The organism is Streptomyces sp. NPDC002896 (assembly GCF_040295225.1).
Taxonomy (GTDB): domain Bacteria; phylum Actinomycetota; class Actinomycetes; order Streptomycetales; family Streptomycetaceae; genus Streptomyces.
In genome coordinates, this window is the sequence record NZ_JBEOVA010000017.1 from 108,452 (window position 1) to 126,131 (window position 17,680).

Sequence of the window (17,680 nt, forward strand, 5' to 3'; positions counted from 1 at the left end):
TGTGGCTGGTCGCGCCCACGCGGCGGAGCCGCATGATGTCACAGCCCCGCGCCCCTTAACGGGGCGCGACCGCGTCACCTCACCGGCACCGCCAAGTACTGGTACTCCAGGAACTCCTCGATTCCGACCCGGCCGCCCTCGCGGCCCAGGCCCGACTGCTTGACGCCGCCGAACGGTGCGGCCGGGTTGGAGACGAGACCGGTGTTGAGCCCAACCATGCCCACCTCCAGTCGTTCGCTGACGCGAAGGGCGCGGGCCAGGCCCTCGGTGAAGACGTAGCCGACGAGGCCCCAGGGGGTGTCGTTGGCCCGGCGTACGACCTCGTCTTCGTCGTCGAAGGTGAGGATCGCGGCCACCGGTCCGAAGATCTCCGTCTCCATCAGGCGGCTTTCCGGGTCGACGTCGGTGAGTACCGTCGGCGGGTAGAAGCAGCCCGGGCCTTCCGGGGTACGGCCGCCTACGAGCACCCGGGCGCCGCGTTCCACCGCATTGGCGACCAGTTCCTCGACCTTGGCGCGCCCCGCCCTGTCGATCAGCGGGCCGACGTCGACTCCGTCCCGGGTGCCGGGACCCACGACGAGCGCCCCCATTCGCTGGGCGAGCCGCTGCGCGAACTCCTCCGCCACCGACCGGTGGACGAAGAAGCGGTTGGCGGCGGTGCACGCCTCCCCCATGTTGCGCATCTTGGCCGTCATCGCGCCGTCCACGGCCACGTCCAGGTCGGCGTCGTCGAACACGATGAAGGGCGCGTTGCCGCCCAGCTCCATCGAGGTGCGTACGACGGTGTCGGCGCACTGCACGAGCAGCAGCCGCCCGACCTGGGTGGAGCCGGTGAAGGAGAGCTTACGGACCCGGCCGCCGCGCAGCAGCGGCTCGCAGACCTCTCCCGCGCGGGAGGTGGTGACGACGTTCAGCACGCCGTCCGGCAGTCCCGCCTCCTTCAGGATCCCGGCCAGCGCGAGGCTGGACAGCGGGGTCTGCGGAGCCGGCTTGAGGATCATCGTGCAGCCGGCCGCGATCGCGGGGCCGATCTTGCGGGTGCCCATGGCCAGGGGAAAGTTCCACGGGGTGATCAGCAGGCAGGGCCCGACCGGGCGGCGCGAAAGCAGCATGCGGTTGCGGCCGTCGGGCAGGGTGCCGTAGCCGCCGTCGATGCGCACGGCCTCCTCGGAGAACCAGCGGAAGAACTCGGCCGCGTACGCCACTTCACCGCGAGCCTCGGCCAGCGGCTTGCCCATCTCGGACGTCATCAGCAGGGCGAGCTCGTCGACGCGGTCGAGGATGATCTCGTACGCGCGGCGCAGGATCTCGCTGCGCGCCCGCGGCGCGGTACGGGCCCACTCCTCCTGCGCCTGGACGGCCGCGTCCTCCGCGAGCCGGGCGTCTTTGGGGCCGGCGTCGGCGACGTGACAGAGGATCTCGCCGGTCGCGGGGTCGTCCACGGGCATGGTGGCGCCGTCCGCGGCGTCCACCCAGGAACCGCCGATGAACAACTGCTTGGGTACGTCGTTGAGGATGCTCACGGTGTCTCTCCTGGCTGGTCGGCGGGGTCGAGCAGTTCTGCGAGATGGAGGGCGCGGACGCCGCGGCCACCGGCGAGGTGGCCGACTTGGGTGGCGCAGCTGAAACCGTCGGCCACGACGACGGTCCGCGCGGTCGGACCGTCGGCGACTTTGTCGAGTCGTGGCTTCAGCGCCAGGTCGGCGACGGCCATCGAAGTGTCGTAGTGCTGCTCCTCGAAGCCGAAGTTCCCGGCGAGCCCGCAGCAGCCCTCGGCCTCGTCGACCGTCCGTACGCCGAGTCGGCGCAGCAGGTTGCGCGGGCGGCGGCCGGCGAAGGTGGCGTACTCGTGGCAGTGGGTCTGCAGCACGACGTTCTCCGGCAGGGGCCGGGGGCTCCACTCCGGCGCGGCGAGGTCGGTCAGGGCGCCCGTGAGGGTGTGGACTCGGGCCGCGACGCGCCGGGCGGCGTCGGTGCCGAGGAGTTCGGGCACGTCGCGCTTGAGTGCGGCCGCGCAGCTGGGCTCCGCCACGACGATCGGCAGGCCGTCGCCGGTGCCGTCGAGACGGGCCACCGTACGCGCCATCACGCGGCGTGCAACGGACAGTTGGCCGGTGCTGACCCAGGTCAGGCCGCAGCACAGGCCGTCCTGCGCCGTGCTGGGGATTCCGGCGTCGGCGAGTACGCGGACGGTGGCGCCCGCCACTTCGGGGCGGAATGCGCGAGTGAAGCTGTCGACGAAGAGCAGCGCCTTCGCCTGTCCGTCGGTCCTGGTCTCGCGCAGCACGGAGCGCAGGGCGCGCCGGGAGGCGAACGCGGGGATCGTACGGCGTGTGGTCACGCCCCCGAGCCGGGCCAGTAGTCTGCCGAGCGCCCCGCGCAGCAGCGAGTTGACCGGCCGGGCTGCGTATCCGGCGAGGGCGGAGGTCAGGGGCAGCCAGCCCAGCGAGTAGTGGGAGCGGGGCCGCAGCCGGGCCTTGTAGTGCCGGTGCAGGAACTCGGCTTTGTACGTGGCCATGTCGACGCCGACCGGGCAGTCGGTGGAGCACGCCTTGCAGGAGAGGCACAGGTCGAGGGCGTCGCGGACCTCCGTCGACCGCCAGCCGTCCTTGATCGTCTCCCCGCGCACCATCTCCTGCAGCAGGCGGGCCCGGCCGCGGGTCGAGTCGTTCTCATCGCCGGTGGCCCGGTAGCTGGGGCACATCACGCCGCCTGCGTCGCTGCGGCAGCGGCCCACGCCCACACAGCGGCGGGCCGCGCCCGCGAAGCCGTCCTCGTCGTGCGGGAAGGTGAACACCGTTTCGAGGAGCGGGGTGTTGTGCAGTGCCATGTCCGCGTCGAGTGCGGCCGGGGCGACGATGACGCCGGGGTTCAGCAGCCCGTCAGGATCGAAGATCCGCTTGAAGGCGCCGAACGCCCCGATCATCCGGTGGCTGTACATGATCTCCAGCAGCTCACCGCGCGCCCGCCCGTCGCCATGCTCACCCGACAGCGTCCCGCCGTGCTCGACGACCAGGGCGGCCGCCTCGGCGAGGAACCGGCGGGCGGCTGCCCGGCCGGCATCCGTGGCGAGGTCGAAGTCGATGCGCACGTGCACGCACCCGGCACCGAAGTGCCCGTACAGCACGCCGGTGAGCCCATGAGCGGCCAACAACTCCCGGAAGTCCCGCAGGTAACCGGCGAGATTCTCGGGCGCGACCGCCGCGTCCTCCCACCCGGGCCAGGACTCCCCGCCGTCCACGAGGCGCGCGGCGAGCCCTGCTCCGTCCTCGCGGACCCGCCACAGCGAGCGCCGTTCGGCCGCGCTCTCCACGACCCGTCCGCCGGTCATCCGGCCCCGGGCCTTGAGCACGTCCAGCAGTTCGGCCGCACGCGTGGTGACCGTCGCCTCGTCGTCACCATCGAGTTCGACATACAGCCAGGCGCGTCCCTCGGGCAGTCCGGTGACGGAGTCGGGACCGCGGCGGGCGCGCATCGTGGCGACGATCGCCTCGTCCATGCCCTCCACGGCGGTGGGCGACCAGCGCAGGATCTCGGGGACGTCCTCGGCGGCGTCGACGACCGCGTCGTAACCGAGGGCCAGGAGTGCCGAGGCCGGTGCGGTGGCCACCAGGCGTACCGTCGCCGCCGTGACGACGGCGCAGGTGCCCTCGGTGCCGACCAGGGCGCGGGCCATGTCGAAGCCGTTCTCCGGCAGCAGATGGTGGAGTTGGTAGCCGGAGACCTGGCGGGGGATGCGGCCCAGTTCGGTGCGGATCGGCGCCAGGTTGTCGGCGATCAGCCGCTGTACGTCCGCTTCGAGGCGGGCGACGCGCGCCACCGCGTCGGGGTCGTCAGGGTCGGCCGCGCGCAGCCCGACACGGTCTGCAACGACGCACACGCCGTCGGCGGTGACGATCTCCAGGCACTCGATGTGGCCGCTGGTCCGCCCGTGCCGCACCGACCGATTGCCGCACGCGTCGTTGCCGATCATCCCGCCGAGGGTGCAGCGGCTGTGCGAGGACGGGTCGGGGCCGAAGGTGAGCCCGTGCTCGCCGGCCACATCCCGCAGCGCGTCGAGGACCACTCCGGACTCGACGCGAGCGGTGCGTGCCTCCGGGTCGATGTCCAGGATCCGGTTCATGTGCCGGGAGAAGTCCAGGACGACGCCCGGTCCGACGGCGTTGCCCGCCATGCTGGTGCCGCCGCCCCGCGCGGTGACCGGGACGCCCGCCTCCCGGCAGGCCCGCAGCACCGCGCACACGTCGTCGGCGGTGCGCGGGAAGGCCACGGCCCGCGGCGGCACACGGTAGTTGGAGGCGTCGTAGGCGTACGGTCCTGTACGTCCCGGCCCCGTCTCCACCCGTAGGCCGGGCGCGGTCTCGGCGATGCGGGTCAGCAGACCCGCCAGGTCGCCGGTGGCGTCCGTCATCGGTCCGACGCTGCCGAGGTGCCGGCCTCCACCGCGGCCGCCCACGCCTGGAGGCCCTCGTCCACGGCCGCCTCGTCGATGACCAACGCCGGGATCATCCGCACGACCTGGTTCCAGGCCCCGCACAGCAGCAGGAGCAGGCCCTCGTCGACGGCGGCCTGCTGCACTCGGGCGGCGGTCTCGGGGTCGGGGCTGCCGTCCTCGGTGACGAACTCAGTGGCCAGCATCAGCCCGAGGCCCCGTACGTCCCCGATGGCCGCAGTCCGGTCGGCCACCGCCTCCAGGCCGGCGCGCAGCCGTGCGCCCATCGCCTCGGCGTTCTCGACGAGCTTCTCGTCGTGTACGACGTCGAGCGTGGCGCAGGCCGCGGCGCACGCCACCGCGTTGGCGCCGTACGTTCCGCCCTGCGAGCCGGGCCACGCCTTGCGCATCAGCTCCTCGGATGCGGCGATGCCGGACAGCGGGAAACCGCTGGCCAGACCCTTGGCGGTGATGAGGATGTCCGGGGTGACGCCGAAGTGGTCATGCCCCCAGAACCGGCCGGTGCGGCCGACGCCGGTCTGCACTTCGTCGAGGATGAGCAGGAAGCCGTGGCGGTCCGCGCGCTCCCGCAGCCCCTCCAGGAAGGCGCGGGTCGCGGGCACGTACCCGCCCTCACCGAGCACCGGTTCGACGATGATCGCGGCCGTGTCGGCGGGCGAGGAGATGGTCTGGAGCGTGTAGTCGAGCTCCTGGAGGGCGAAGCGGGTGGCGGTCTCCTCGTCCCAGCCGTAGCGGAAGGCGGTCGGGAACGGGGTGACGACCACGCCGCTCATCAGCGGCGAGAAGCCGGAGCGGAAGCGGGTGCCGGAGGTGGTCATGGAGGCGGCGGCCACGGTCCGGCCGTGGAAACCTCCGTGGCAGACAAGGACGTTCGGCCTGCCGGTGGCCTGGCGCGCCAGCCGCAGCGCGGCCTCGACGGCCTCGCTGCCGGAGTTGGTGAAGAACAGACTGTCCAGACCTGCCGGCAGCACCTCGCCGAGCTTGTCGACCAGCCGCCGCAGCGGCTGATGCATGACCGTCGTGTACTGGCCGTGGACGAGCGTGCCCACCTGCTCCTGGGCGGCCGCCACGACCTTGGGGTGGCAGTGGCCCGTGCTGGTGACGCCGATTCCGGCGGTGAAGTCGAGATAGCGGCGGCCGTCCTCGCCGTAGAGGTGGACGCCCTCGCCCCGGACCGCCACCACGGGCGTGGCCTGGCGAAGGTGCGGCGACAGTGCGGTCATGTTCGTCTCCCGGCCCATGCGTTGTGGTCTGCTGCGGTATTCCGAGCTTCTCGGCCGCCACAGACGAAGCCAACGCGTGATCTGTCCAGCTGGGACGCGGTGTTCGGACGTTGTGTCAACCGCCCCGGGCCTCCGCGCCCCATTCGCACCGCCGCGACCGCCGTCGGACGGCTCTTGCGCAGGTCAGCGCCGCTTGTCAGAGTGACCGGGCAAGCAGGGAGGCACCGTGAGCGAGAACCACCGAACGGCCGGGTCGCCGTACACGCACGACCAGGACGCGACCGTGGCCGACCGGGGCGCAAACGCGGGCGACCCGGACGCACACGTGGCCGACCGGGACGCCGCCACGGCCGGCCGCCCGCTCACCGTGGCCGACGTCCTCGCCCTTCCCGTCCTGGCCGCTGGGCAGCCGCAGGTCGTCACGGGCGTGACCCGCCTCGACCGGCCCGTCCGGTGGGTCCACATCACCGAGCTGACGGACCCCGCCTCCTTCCTCAAAGGCGGCGAACTCGTCCTGACCACCGGCATGCCCCTGCCCGAGGACGCAGCGGGCGTACGCCGGTACGTGGACGAACTCGCCGACATCGGAGCCGCGGCCCTGGTCATCGAACTCGTCCGCCGCTACCACCGCCCGCCCGACCCACTCGTCCAGGCCTGCCGAACCCGCGGCCTCCCCCTCGTCACCCTGGCCAAGGACGTCAACTTCCTGGAGGTCACCCAGGTCGTACACGCCCTCATCCTCGGCAACCAGGCCGACGCGATACGCAGAAGCCAGCGGATCCACGAGGCGTTCACCGCACTGACGCTGCGCGGCGCGGGGCCCGAGGACGTGGTGCGCGCGGCAGCGGAGATGAGCGGCCGCACGGTCGTACTGGAGAACCTGGTCCACCAGGCGCTGATTTGCGAGCCCTCGGGCAGCACGGTGGAGGAGGCGCTCACCGACTGGGAACAGCGTTCCAGGTCGACCCCGCCGGGCGATCACACGGAGGTGCGCGGCCCCGAGGGCTGGCTCGTGGCACCCGTGGAATACCAGGGCGAGCGCTGGGGCCGGGTGGCCATGCTCCCCGCCCCGTCCGGCACGTCGGCTTCCGGGGTTGCGAGCGCTCTCGGCGCAACGGAAACCGCGCTCGACGCTACGGGAACCACTGTCGGCGCTACGGGGACGTTCGGCCCCGAGGACGTCACCGTCCTCGAGAGAACGGCGATGGCCCTGACCATCGCGCGCCTCATCCACCCGACGCCCTGGGAACGCACGGCGCACCGAAGCGCCCTGCGGGACCTCGCCGAGCAGCGCCACCGCTCCCCCGAGGACGCCCGTGCCCGCGTCGCGGCACTGGGCCTGCCCACCGAGGACAGCAGCTTCCTCGCCGTACTCCTGGACACCCGCACGGGGACCGACGGCGACATCCGCACGCAGACCGGCAGTGCCGAGCCGGAAACCCACCTGACCCACGAACTGCGCACGGCCGGAGTGCCGGCACTCGTCGGCCGACTGGCCACCGGCCGCCTCGGCATCCTGCTGGCCCTGCGCCCCGCCCACCCGTGGCGGCCCACGGTCGAGCGACTGAGCCGTACCGCGCTGGAGCTGGACCCGCAGGCGGTCGTGAGCGTCGGTTCCGAAGTCACGGACCTCTCCGACGCCGCCCGTTCCTTCCGCGAGGCGGCCCGCGTGTCCGAAGCGGCCCTGCCCGGCCAGCCCCTCCCCGAAGGCAGGTCCTTCCACGAACTGTCCGACATCGGCCTGCGCCGCCTGCTGTACGCGCTCCGCGACGACACCCGGATCCAGGACTACGCCGAACGACAGCTCGGCCGCCTCATCGACCACGACACCCGACACGGCACGGACCTGCTGACGACCCTGCGCCACTACCTGGACGCGGCAGGCAACAAGACGACCGCCGCACGCCGCGGCGGCCTGTCCCGGGAGACGGTCTACCAACGCCTGCGCACCATCGAGCGCCTGCTCGACTGCGACCTCGAATCCGGCGAACAACGCACCCAACTGCACGTGGCGCTCACGGCTCTTGACGTCCTTCGAGCCCAACGTCCTTGACACCGCGAGTAGTCCCCGCGCCCGCTGCGGTGCCGTCAGGCCGGCAGAAGTACGACTCCGTCAAAGTCGGCATGCAGGATGTGGCCGGTGGTGAAGGTGGCTCCCCCGAACGTCACGGAGTGGGGTGATCACAACCGGACGATGATCAAGGCCGTGTCGTCGCGGCCGCCGCCCGCCAGTCCGAGCCGGGCCAGCAGGGTCTCGGCCAGCTCCTCGGGGTCGAGCCGGCTGTGCTGGCCGAGGATGTCGGTCAGCCGGGCCAGGCCGACGTCGAGGTCTTCGCCACGGCGTTCGATCAGGCCATCGGTGTAGAGCACCAGGGTGTCGCCGGGGCTGTAGGTCGCGGTGGCCTGGGGGCGGGGGACGTGCTGGGGACGAACCGCCAAGGGCGGGTCGGTGGCCCGGTCCAGCAGCTCGCAGGCGCCTCCGGCGTGCACCAGCACCGGGGGCGGGTGGCCGGCGTTGCTGTAGATGATCAGGCAGCTCACCGGGTCCACCAGCGCTTTGACAGCGGTGGTGTTCAGCGCGCCCTCGACCGAGCGGGCGTACAGGCCCAGCACCTCCAGCGCCTGGGCGGGCCGTTCCAATGCGCGGATGGCGGCGCTCAGCGCGCTGCGGAGCATGCCCATGACGGCGGCGGCCTCCAGGCCGTGGCCGACGACGTCGCCGACTGCCACGGAGAAGCGGCCGTCGGTCAGGTCTGCCACGTCGTACCAGTCGCCGCATACGTTCAGCGATCCGGTGGCGGGCAGGTATCGCACGGCGATGTTCTGGTGCCGGGCCAGGTCCGGGACTTGGAGCATGGCCTCCTGCAGGGTGACGGCCACCTGGCGCTCGCGGGTGTGGGCCTGCCGCAGCTCCTCGTTCAGCCGCTGCAGCTCCCGGGCCCGCGCGTACAGCTCGGCCTCCAGAGCCTCCCGCTCGGCGAGCAGCTTGGCCGGCGGCTGGGCGCGGGGGGCGCGGGACTTGACGAACGCGGTCACGTCCTCCACCCGGTGGATGATCCACGCCACCGACCCGTCCGGTCCGAGGACCGGGGTGTTGATGGGCGACCACCACCGCTCCTCGAACACACCGGGCCGACGCATGACCGGGATGTCGTACTTCTGTAGCGCCATCGTGTCGGGCAGTTGCAAGGCCAGGACCCGTTGCAGCGAGGTGTTCAGGTTCCGCACCCCGTCGGCCTCGGGGTCGGCCGGGTTGTCAGGGAAGGCCGCGAAGATGTGCTGCCCGATCAGCTCTTCCCTGGTCCGCCCTGTCGCGTCCAGGTACGCCTGGTTGACCTCGACGATCACCAGGTCCGGGTCCAGCACCAGATAAGGGCTCGGCGTTGCGGCGAACAGCGCCGCGTAATCCATGCCCGACACGGCCACCGCCCTTCCCCCTCTCCCTTCCGCCCTGCGGACGCCGCCCCGTACCTCTCACGCTACTGTCCGCCCAGCTCAGCCGCGCGCCGCGACGGCGCTGGCCACTAGATTCCGCAGCGCGGCCGCTTCCTTCCGCCTCGGCGGTCCCGGGTCGCACGGCTGCGGGCGCGGTGCCTTGCCGTGGCACCAGAAGCCGCGCTGTGGCCTGGACCAGGCTTCAGCTAGCCTGCTGATCAGGGGACATGGCCACCCAAGCAGGTCGGTGCCGAGCCCCCGACAGGGCTCGACGGCCCGAGCGGAAGGAGTCGTCATGGACCTTCGGCATGATCAGGTTCTCGTGGCCACACCTGCCGACAGACGGCCGGGGCCCAGCACCCCGGGAATGGACCGGCAGGAGGCCTTCGCCACCGATGGAACATGGTCCGGGTTCGTCCGCACCGAGGCCGGGATGGTCTCCGGCTGGCATCACCACGGCGAGTACGAATCGGTGATCTACCTCCTCACCGGATCCCTGAAGATGGAGTTCGGCCCGGACGGCTCGAACACAGTGGAAGCCGGTCCCGGCGACTTCGTGTACGTACCGAAGGGCGCCGTCCATCGGGAGAGCAACCTCTCGACGGAGCCGGCCGACATCATCGTCGTGAGGGCCGGGACCGGGCAGTCCACGTTCAACATCGACGGGCCGCCGGGACAAGGCGTCGACAGGCCGGCACAAGGCTGAGACGCCACCCCGACCCGGTGCGCGGGCCCCGGGACGTGGGCGTTGCCGTGCACGGCAACGCCAGCCCCGGCCCGGCCGACATGGCCAAGCCCCGGCCCGGACGCGCTCACGCCTCCTCTAGGGCGTCCCCGAATTCCCGCAGCACCCGGCTGTGGTGGCTGTGGGCGAGCTTGTGCCCGACGGCCAACACAAGCGCGACCGGCCACTCGATGATCTCGCACGCCGCGAGCACACCCAGGCCGGCGAGGAAGGCGAGTTGATCGGCTGGTGGCAGTTCCACCCGTCGGCCCAGCACGTCGAGCGTGACCGCGTTGCCCGAGACGACACGGTCGGCTGCGGCCCTGGCGTCGACCACCCTCCCCCGCGATTCCGGTGACGTGCGTGGCGGTGCCTCACGGCCGACCGCCTTGGTGGGTAGTGCGGTCATGCTTGGTTCCCTTCAACGGCCGGGGCGGGCACCCCGTCGGCCTCTGGACTGGACATCAGCGGAAAAAGCTGATGAGAGCCTCCGCCGGCTCCGAAATTCCGCACGCTGCACCTTGAGTGCTCGTCGTTACAACCATTGGATCATTCGGGTGAACGCATCGCATCCTGAGCTCGGCGTGGTCAGCCGCGTTCCGGTGCTTTGTGCGATCGAGCCGGCATTGGGCCGTTCAGCCCGGGACAGCACCCACTACGGACTAGCGGGAGACGTGGCATCGAGCCGGGCGGACCCGTCGATGCTTTCGTTGTGGGGCGAATTCTTCGGGTCCTTGCGTCGAAACCCACAGGGAGACATGAGTGGAAACCAGTGGCAGTGAAGGTCGCCAGCCCCTTGCCTACCCGCTCCTCAAGGGACAGAAGGCGCTGGTGACCGGCGCGAATTCCGGCATCGGCAAGGCCACGGCGATCGGCCTGGGCCGGGTCGGCGCCGATGTCGTGGTGAATTACGTCGCCGGACAGGACGCCGCGGAAGAGGTGGTGCGCGAGATCGAGAGTTTCGGTGTCCGCGCCTACGCACACGAGGCGGACGTGTCACAGGAGGACCGGGTCGCCGACATGGTTTCTCGCATGGTCAAGGAGTTCGGCACCATCGACGTCATGGTGGCGAATGCCGGCCTCCAGCGCGATGCTCCTTTCACCGAAATGACCCTGGACCAGTGGAACAAGGTGCTGGACGTCAATCTGACCGGCCAATTCCTGTGCGCCCGTGAAGCGGCCAAGGAATTCCTGCGGCGGGGTGTCGTCGCGGAGGTTTCCCGTTCCGCCGGGAAGATCATCTGCATGAGTTCGGTCCACCAGATCATCCCCTGGTCGGGCCACGCGAACTACGCCTCCTCCAAGGGCGGGGTGCAGATGCTCATGGCGACCCTCGCACAGGAGCTCGCGCCCCACAGGATCCGGGTCAACGCCGTCGCTCCGGGAGCCATTCGTACACCTATCAACCGCAGCGCCTGGGACACCCCTGAGGCCGAGGCCGAGCTTCTGCGGCTGATCCCCTATCGCCGCGTCGGCGACCCGGACGACATCGCAAACGCGGTGGTCGCGCTGGCATCCGACATGTTCGACTACGTCGTGGGGACCACGATCTACGTGGACGGTGGCATGACGCTGTTCCCCGGTTTCGCGACAGGCGGCTGAGGCGCGCTCGCTTCCTCTCAGCGCCATCCGGTACGAGCCATGCTGTACGAGCCACCGAGGCCCATGTGAACAGCGCTATCGAGTTTCTGGCGGACGCCCCACCACAGCTTCTCCCGGCACGGCAGCTCATGGCCTTCACCCTGGCCTCCCACATCCTGCTCGTGCCCTTCGGCGTGGCCCTGCCCGCCATCACCCTCCTGATGCACTACCGCGGGCTGCGCAAAGGCGACGCCATCGCCCTGCTGCTCGCGCGGCGCTGGTCGGCGGTCATGGCCGTCCAGTTCGCCATCGGCATCGTGACCGGTACCGTGCTCTCCTTCGAGTTCGGTCTGCTGTGGCCGGGCATGATGGGCCGGTGGGGCGACGTCTTCGGCCTCGGCTTCGGTGTCGAGGCGTGGGCGTTCTTCCTCGAAGCGATCCTCATCGCCATCTATCTGTACGGCTGGCGCCGGCTCAAGCCGTGGACGCACTTCTGGCTCGGTCTGCCCCTGCCACTGGCCGCATTGATGGGCGCGTTCGGGATCATCGCCGCGAACTCCTGGATGAACACCCCGAGGGGCTTCACGCTCGACCCGTCCGGCAACCCCGTGAACGTCAACGTCCGGCAGGCGATCTTCACACCGATGTTCGGCCCCGAGTACTGGCACTTCGTGGCCGGCGTGATCCTGACCGCGGGATACGTCGTGGCCGGGGTGTACGCGACCGGCTGGCTGCGGGGCCGCCGGGACCGCTATCACCGGCTCGGCTTCACCCTTCCGTTCACCGTCGCCGCGATTCTCACCCCCGTGCAGTTCGTGCTCGGGGACTCCATCGCCCGCTCTGTCTTCCACAAGCAGCCCGTGAAGTTCGCGGCCATGGAAATCGTCTGGAAAACCGACACCCACGTGCCGGAGTACATGTTCGGGCGCATGCATCCCGACGGGACGATCTCCGGCGGGATCAAGATCCCGCAACTGGACTCGATCCTCGCCGGATTCAGCCCGGACACCAAGGTGACGGGCCTGTCGTCGGTCCCCGCGAGCGACCGCCCGACAGCGACCGAGGCCACGATCGCCCACTGGGCGTTCGACATCATGGTGACCATCGGAAGCCTGCTCGTCCTGCTCGCCCTCTGGTACGGCTGGTGCTGGCTACGCCGTCGTGACCTGCCCAGGTCACGGTGGTTCTTCCGGTGTGCCGCCCTCGCCGGCGGCGCCTGCCTGGTGACGGTGGAGTGCGGCTGGATCACCACCGAGGTGGGCCGCCAGCCCTGGATCGTGTACCAGAACATGCGGGTCTCCGAGGCGGTGACGGACACCCGCGCCGCGTCGCTGTGGACGATGCTGGGCATCGTCGTGGTGGTCTACGTACTCGTCTTCGGCGCCTTTTTGACCGTCCTCCTGAAGATGAGCCAGCGGTGGCGCCTGGCCGACGAGGGCCGGCTCGCGAGAGCCGCAGTCGAGGACCTGGAAGGCGCCACCCCCTACGGGCCCCGTCCGTTGTCCGCGGCCGGAGCCGGGCGTGCCGCGGGCGCGGCCGATCACGGCCCCGGCGGCAGGGACAGGGACGGCGCATGATCGAGGACCTCGTTGCCTGGGTGCTGCTGGCCGCGGTGGCCGCCTACGCGTGTGCCGGCGGCGCGGACTACGGAGCCGGATTCTGGGACCTCGTCGCAGGCGGACCCGAACGCGGCAAGCGCCCCCGGTGGCTCATCGATCACGCCATGGCACCGGTGTGGGAGACCAACAACGTCTGGCTCATCTTCGTTCTGGTGATCATGTGGACCGCCTTCCCGATCCTGTTCCAGACGGTGTTCTCGGCCATGTGGCTCCCCCTGGCGCTCGCGGCTGTGGGACTCGTCCTGCGCGGCGCCGGGTTCGCCCTGCGCAAGCCCACGCGACGCCTCGCCCAGCGCAGGCTCTACGGCGCCGTCTTCGCCGTCTCCTCGCTTCTGACACCCTTCTTCCTCGGAGCGGTCATCGGGGGGCTCGCAACGGGCCGGGTGGCACCGGGAACGGAGGCGTCCGCCGATGCATGGTCCAACGGGACGTCTGTGCTCACCGGGCTGCTCACGGTCGCCGCGACCGCCTTCCTCGGGGCGGTGTTCCTCACCGCCGACGCCCGCCGCTTCGACGCCCCCGACCTCGTCGGTTACTTCCGGCTGCGGGCCTGGTGCAGCCTCGCCGTCATCGCCGTCCTCGCGATCGTCGGCGTCGCCGTCACCCATGACGACGCGCGCCACGTCCACTCCGGCCTGACCAGCGGAATCGGGCTCGCCCTCGTTGTGGTGGCCGCCGTCAGCGCGCTGGCCACCGCCGGTCTGCTGTACCGCACCGCGACGGGATGGGCGAGGATCACCGCGGTCGGCAGCGTGGCTCTCGTCGTCGTCGCGTGGGGGCTGGCCCAGCGGCCCTATCTCATCCCCACCTCGTTGACCGTGTCCCAGGCGGCCGGCGCGTCGACGACGCTGCGCTGGATGATGCTGGTCACCCTCATCGCGGTGGTGCTCGTCGGACCGGCCCTCGTGCTGCTCTACCGGCTGGACACCCGCGGAGCCCTCCAGCCCCTCACCGAGGCGGACCTGCGACAGACGGCGCCCGGACGGGACCCCCAGAACCCGCCGCTGTGAACGGGGCCGGGAAAGGACCGCCGATCGTGCTGGTCCTGGAACCGGGCGAGCCCAGCACGACCGTCGATGCCACGTCCGGGCTTTCCGCCCCTCTCACCCGGGCGCGGGCCGCCCTCGCGCGTGACGGCGAGCGCCCGGCGCACTGACGGGTCAGGCACTCAGGAATCGGATCAGGCGCTCAGAAGTACGGCGATGTCTCCGGTCTGCGGCGTCGGGCCGCCGGTACGGGTGACGGGGAGGAGTCGGCCGTCGCCGCGCACCAGGAACAGCATCCGGTGGCCGGCCGGGATGGGGCCGTCGACGCGATGCGTCACGACGCGGGCGCCTCGGGCGTAGCGGCGCTCCAACCCACCGATCGCAGGGCCCGTCCCAGGTCGACCACCCACGGATCCCCGCCCACGAGCAACGGCCTGGAACGCACCGAGCGCACCACGCCCAGCCGTCTCGCCACGGGTGCCGCGGTCAGTCCGTACACCGTGACGGTGGCCACGATCACCAGGAACGTGGTCGGCAGGATCCTCGAAGCGCCGCCGATCCCGCGGTCGACCAAGGCGGCCGAGAACGTCGACGCGGTGGCCGCGGCGACGATGCCGCGTGGCGCCATCCACCCGCTGAAACCCCGTTCCCCGGCCGTCAGATCGGTCCGCAACGTCGCCCCGGCCGCCACAAGTGGCCTGATCAGCAGCACGAGAACCGCCACGAGACCCAGCGTCGGCAGCAGCAGGTATACCAGGGAGTGGGGGGTGATGGTGGCCGAGATGGAGATGAACAGCAGTCCGATGACCAGGTTCACGAGGGTCACGAAGAACGGTCGTTGTGCGCTGACGCCCGTGCCCGGCAGGTTCGCCACCGCCAGCCCCATCAGGACGGCCGCGATGAGTCCGGTGTCGTCCCGGACAATGTCGCAGCCGGCCGCCACACCGACCACCACGGCGAGCTGCACCGTGATGCCGAGCACCTCTCCGAGTCGCAGCCTGCGCAGCACCAGTGTCAGTACGGCCGCTCCGACGAGACCGCCCGCCAGACCCACCGCCGCACTGATCGCGAAGTACGCGACCTGACGTTCGAGGCCGCTGCGTCCTGAGGTCACCACGCCGTGAAACACGAGCGCTCCCAGGAATGCCGCCCACCGGATCGATGAGCGACCGTTCCATTTAAGTGAGCAGGAGTGAGTCTTGGACCCATACCTGGTCACTGCGCGCATCCCGAACGGTGTTGGATGCCCGGCTGGTTCCCCGCTTTCGCGTCCTGCTCGGCGACGGCACTCCGGGTGCACGGTCCGTAGTAGGCGGGCAGGGTTCCTCACGCCCTGGGGTGCCCGGTCGGGCCTGGGCGGTCCGATGCCCCACCGCATCGCTCTGGTGCGGTGGGGGCGGCGCCGTCCGTCGCCTGATCGGAAAGCCCTGGGCGCGTCGCCCGACCGCGATGCTCGCCGCATCGTGCCGGGTCGTCTCACGTCGTGGGGTGGCCAGCGGTTTCTGCCAGTGCTGAGCACCCCACCGGCTGGTGTAAGCGGGGTCGACCGCGACAATCGCCACGTCCTGCTCGGCGGCCATCGACACCAGCCGCGCTTTGAGTTTCGCGGTCGGGAAGCGGGAGATCAGGCGCCGGAACCGCTTGTTGCGGCCGTACTTCTCCCGGGTCTTACTCTCGGCGAAGTCGAGGTCCTCGATGGCGATCGCGGCGACGCCACAGGCGCGCGTGTAGTGCAGCAGTCGGGTCAGGGCATGCCGGATCTGCGCGTCCCGGTGCGTGGCATTGCCGGACAGGTCATAGAAGAAGCGCTGCGGCTCACCGACAGGGTTGCCGTGCTGGTCGAGGCGCCAGGCTGCCAGGTGGTCGTCGTTCATGTCGACCCCGACCGTGCCACGCGCCAGAGCGGTGGGAAGGGGCAGGCTGGGGGCGGCGGTGCGCTGCCAGGACGCCGTCACATACCAGCGCCCCCGTACAGCGTCGTGGTGAATCCGGTACGCCACCGCACGGTCCGCGACGATTCGGTCCCGCCACTCCTCGCCACGATGCTTGAAGGTCACCGTCGCCCCCAGCACGTACCGGCCGTGCGCCGCGTTGGCCAAGTGAGCGAGTTCCGTCGGGAGTTTGATGGAGACCTGTCCGCTCTCGGTGACGCGGATGGTCTCGTTGCCCAAGCGCTTGCCGGACTCCCCGTCCGCGGCCAGGAACATCCGGGCCGCCTCCCACCGGGCTCTCCACGCCTCCTCGCCCAGCCCGGCGTCGTCCAGGTGGTGCCGGGTGTTAGCGAGATGGCGGCCGCCACGCACCACGCGCACCCGGCCCGCATTCCAGTCCGCCTCCACCCCCGCCAGCCGGTATTGGAGGGTGTGCAGGCGCCGGGACTTTGCGTGCCATTCGCGCCGCGAGGCATAGCCTTTCGGCAGTGACGCGCGCTTGTCGGCCTTGGCACCCAGCGGCCGGGTCAACCGGGCCTCGATCTGTGCGATCTGCGCACGTAGGCAGGCGACATGCGTGGCCTGTGCGCGCCGGGCCAGCGCCCACTGGTCATGGGTGGCCTTGGTGATACTGCCCGCCCAGCGCGATGACGAGCGACCGGTCAGCTCCCTCTTGCGCACCGCCCAGGTGGCGGCATCATCCGCCAGGCCCTGTCGGCTGCGCTGGGCGAGATCACCGGCGGCGAGCGAGCCGAGGAAGGCGCCGACCTCACGCAGCACGGCCGCGTCTCTGTCGCAGACATGCAGTCGGTCCCGGATGGCTACGCCCGCAGGCCCCGGCACCACGAAGGGCGCCGCCAGCTCCCGCACCCAGCCCACCCCTTCACCCCCCGGCCCGAAAGTCCCGTCACGACAATCAACGACCACCACCGGCGAAGGTCACTCATTCGACCCAAGAACCTCTGTTCCCTCGGCCAGGAAAGCAGCCTCCGACGCGTGGCCAGACTACGAAACCAGTCCCGCAACGGCCTGCCCGGCGCTCACTCACACTCACCAAAGCTCAGCACACCGGCAGCAGTTCCCAACCCCTCCCAGACGACGATCCGCTACAACCGCTCGGTGGGACGCACGAAATTGAGCAACGGGTCGACGACGGTGGGGCCGGACACGACGAGGATCGCTCCGAGCATCACGGCCGCGCCCCATGACATCCCGACGGCACGGCGAGAAGCGCCGTCGAGGCCCCTGTGAACAGCACGCCGAACCAGACCAACCGCACCACGACCCGGCGCGTGTGCGCTCTGAACCTCTTCAGGTCCAGGCCCAGCCCCGCGTCGTAGAGGATCACCGCGACAGCCAGCGAGACCAGGGGGGAGAAGGCGTCGCCCAGAAGCCGCTCCGGGTTGACGTAGTCCGTCAGCGCGCCGGCGGTGAATCCGACCGGCAGCAGAACGATCAGCGCGGGGATGTGCAGACGGCTCGCCACGACCTGGGAGCCGACGGCCAGGACGACGATCAGGCCGAGCCCCACGAGCACCTGGTCATGCGTCACCGCGACGCCTCCTGTACCGGGACGCCGACTGCCGGTGGCCGCAGGGCACCCGGACGGGTCAGGCCCCGTCGTGGAGCTACCGCATCGTCATTTCTTTCCGGGTGTTGCTTTCCGGGTGTACATCAGGTCCGCATGAGGCCGCGGTCCCCCGACTGCCATTGCACCATCGGACGAAT

General features: G+C 70.7%; 13 protein-coding genes and 1 pseudogene. 5 read left to right on the forward strand and 9 right to left on the reverse strand.

What is annotated here, in order from left to right:
* Positions 1-74: 74 nt before the first annotated feature.
* The 3 genes from ABT009_RS28870 to ABT009_RS28880 are packed head-to-tail and all read right to left on the reverse strand — an operon-like array spanning position 75 to position 5,676.
* Entirely contained in the window at positions 75-1,523 is a 1,449-nt protein-coding gene (locus ABT009_RS28870) for an NAD-dependent succinate-semialdehyde dehydrogenase (RefSeq protein WP_351301081.1), read from the reverse strand.
* Positions 1,520-4,411: an FAD-binding and (Fe-S)-binding domain-containing protein gene (locus tag ABT009_RS28875; protein WP_351301083.1), complete on the reverse strand. Its 2,892-nt coding sequence runs from the start codon at positions 4,409-4,411 to the stop codon at positions 1,520-1,522. Before ABT009_RS28875 ends, ABT009_RS28870 begins: the two co-directional genes overlap by 4 nt.
* The gene (locus ABT009_RS28880) at positions 4,408-5,676 is read right to left on the reverse strand and encodes an aspartate aminotransferase family protein (protein WP_351301086.1); all 1,269 of its coding nucleotides are present in this window, start codon (positions 5,674-5,676) and stop codon (positions 4,408-4,410) included. The genes ABT009_RS28875 and ABT009_RS28880 overlap by 4 nt, the downstream gene beginning before the upstream one ends.
* A 325-nt stretch (positions 5,677-6,001) precedes the next feature.
* On the opposite strand from ABT009_RS28880, the gene ABT009_RS28885 reads away from it, so the two are divergent.
* The gene (locus ABT009_RS28885; RefSeq protein ID WP_351301248.1) at positions 6,002-7,729 is read left to right on the forward strand and encodes a PucR family transcriptional regulator; all 1,728 of its coding nucleotides are present in this window, start codon (positions 6,002-6,004) and stop codon (positions 7,727-7,729) included.
* Positions 7,730-7,857: 128 nt separating this feature from the next.
* Here the strand turns inward: ABT009_RS28885 and ABT009_RS28890 are convergent, their stop codons facing one another.
* Positions 7,858-9,087 carry a PP2C family protein-serine/threonine phosphatase gene (locus tag ABT009_RS28890; RefSeq protein WP_351301251.1) on the reverse strand — a complete coding sequence of 410 codons (1,230 nt, stop codon included), beginning with the start codon at positions 9,085-9,087 and terminating at the stop codon, positions 7,858-7,860.
* A gap of 319 nt (positions 9,088-9,406) precedes the next feature.
* Between ABT009_RS28890 and ABT009_RS28895 the strand changes: the two genes are divergently transcribed.
* On the forward strand, positions 9,407-9,817 hold the full coding sequence (locus ABT009_RS28895) for a cupin domain-containing protein (protein WP_351301089.1): 411 nt from the start codon (positions 9,407-9,409) through the stop codon (positions 9,815-9,817).
* Positions 9,818-9,923: 106 nt separating this feature from the next.
* On the opposite strand, the gene ABT009_RS28900 is transcribed toward ABT009_RS28895, so the two are convergent.
* Positions 9,924-10,244: a hypothetical protein gene (locus ABT009_RS28900; protein ID WP_351301092.1), complete on the reverse strand. Its 321-nt coding sequence runs from the start codon at positions 10,242-10,244 to the stop codon at positions 9,924-9,926.
* A gap of 353 nt (positions 10,245-10,597) precedes the next feature.
* Here ABT009_RS28900 and ABT009_RS28905 point away from each other — a divergent pair, with 353 nt between their 5' ends.
* The 3 genes from ABT009_RS28905 (at position 10,598) to ABT009_RS28915 (ending at position 14,045) form a co-directional block, all read left to right on the forward strand.
* The gene (locus ABT009_RS28905) at positions 10,598-11,437 is read left to right on the forward strand and encodes an SDR family oxidoreductase (RefSeq protein ID WP_351301095.1); all 840 of its coding nucleotides are present in this window, start codon (positions 10,598-10,600) and stop codon (positions 11,435-11,437) included.
* A 128-nt stretch (positions 11,438-11,565) separates the two neighbouring features.
* Positions 11,566-12,993, forward strand: a complete 1,428-nt coding sequence (locus ABT009_RS28910; protein WP_502989983.1) for a cytochrome ubiquinol oxidase subunit I — start codon at positions 11,566-11,568, stop codon at positions 12,991-12,993.
* Positions 12,990-14,045 (forward strand): cytochrome d ubiquinol oxidase subunit II, encoded by a 1,056-nt coding sequence (locus ABT009_RS28915; RefSeq protein ID WP_351301101.1) that lies wholly within the window; start codon positions 12,990-12,992, stop codon positions 14,043-14,045. Before ABT009_RS28910 ends, ABT009_RS28915 begins: the two co-directional genes overlap by 4 nt.
* 170 nt (positions 14,046-14,215) lie before the next feature.
* Here ABT009_RS28915 and ABT009_RS47485 read toward each other — a convergent pair whose 3' ends face one another.
* From ABT009_RS47485 to ABT009_RS28930, 4 genes and pseudogenes are all read right to left on the reverse strand, one after another.
* Entirely contained in the window at positions 14,216-14,359 is a 144-nt protein-coding gene (locus ABT009_RS47485; RefSeq protein ID WP_502989977.1) for a hypothetical protein, read from the reverse strand.
* Positions 14,356-15,138 (reverse strand): cation:proton antiporter, encoded by a 783-nt coding sequence (locus ABT009_RS28920; protein WP_502989978.1) that lies wholly within the window; start codon positions 15,136-15,138, stop codon positions 14,356-14,358. The genes ABT009_RS47485 and ABT009_RS28920 overlap by 4 nt, the downstream gene beginning before the upstream one ends.
* 61 nt (positions 15,139-15,199) lie before the next feature.
* Positions 15,200-16,831, reverse strand: a complete 1,632-nt coding sequence (locus ABT009_RS28925) for an IS200/IS605 family accessory protein TnpB-related protein (RefSeq protein ID WP_351301104.1) — start codon at positions 16,829-16,831, stop codon at positions 15,200-15,202.
* A gap of 230 nt (positions 16,832-17,061) precedes the next feature.
* Positions 17,062-17,504 (reverse strand): annotated as a pseudogene (locus tag ABT009_RS28930) (cation:proton antiporter domain-containing protein); the annotation flags it as partial.
* Positions 17,505-17,680 lie beyond the last annotated feature (176 nt).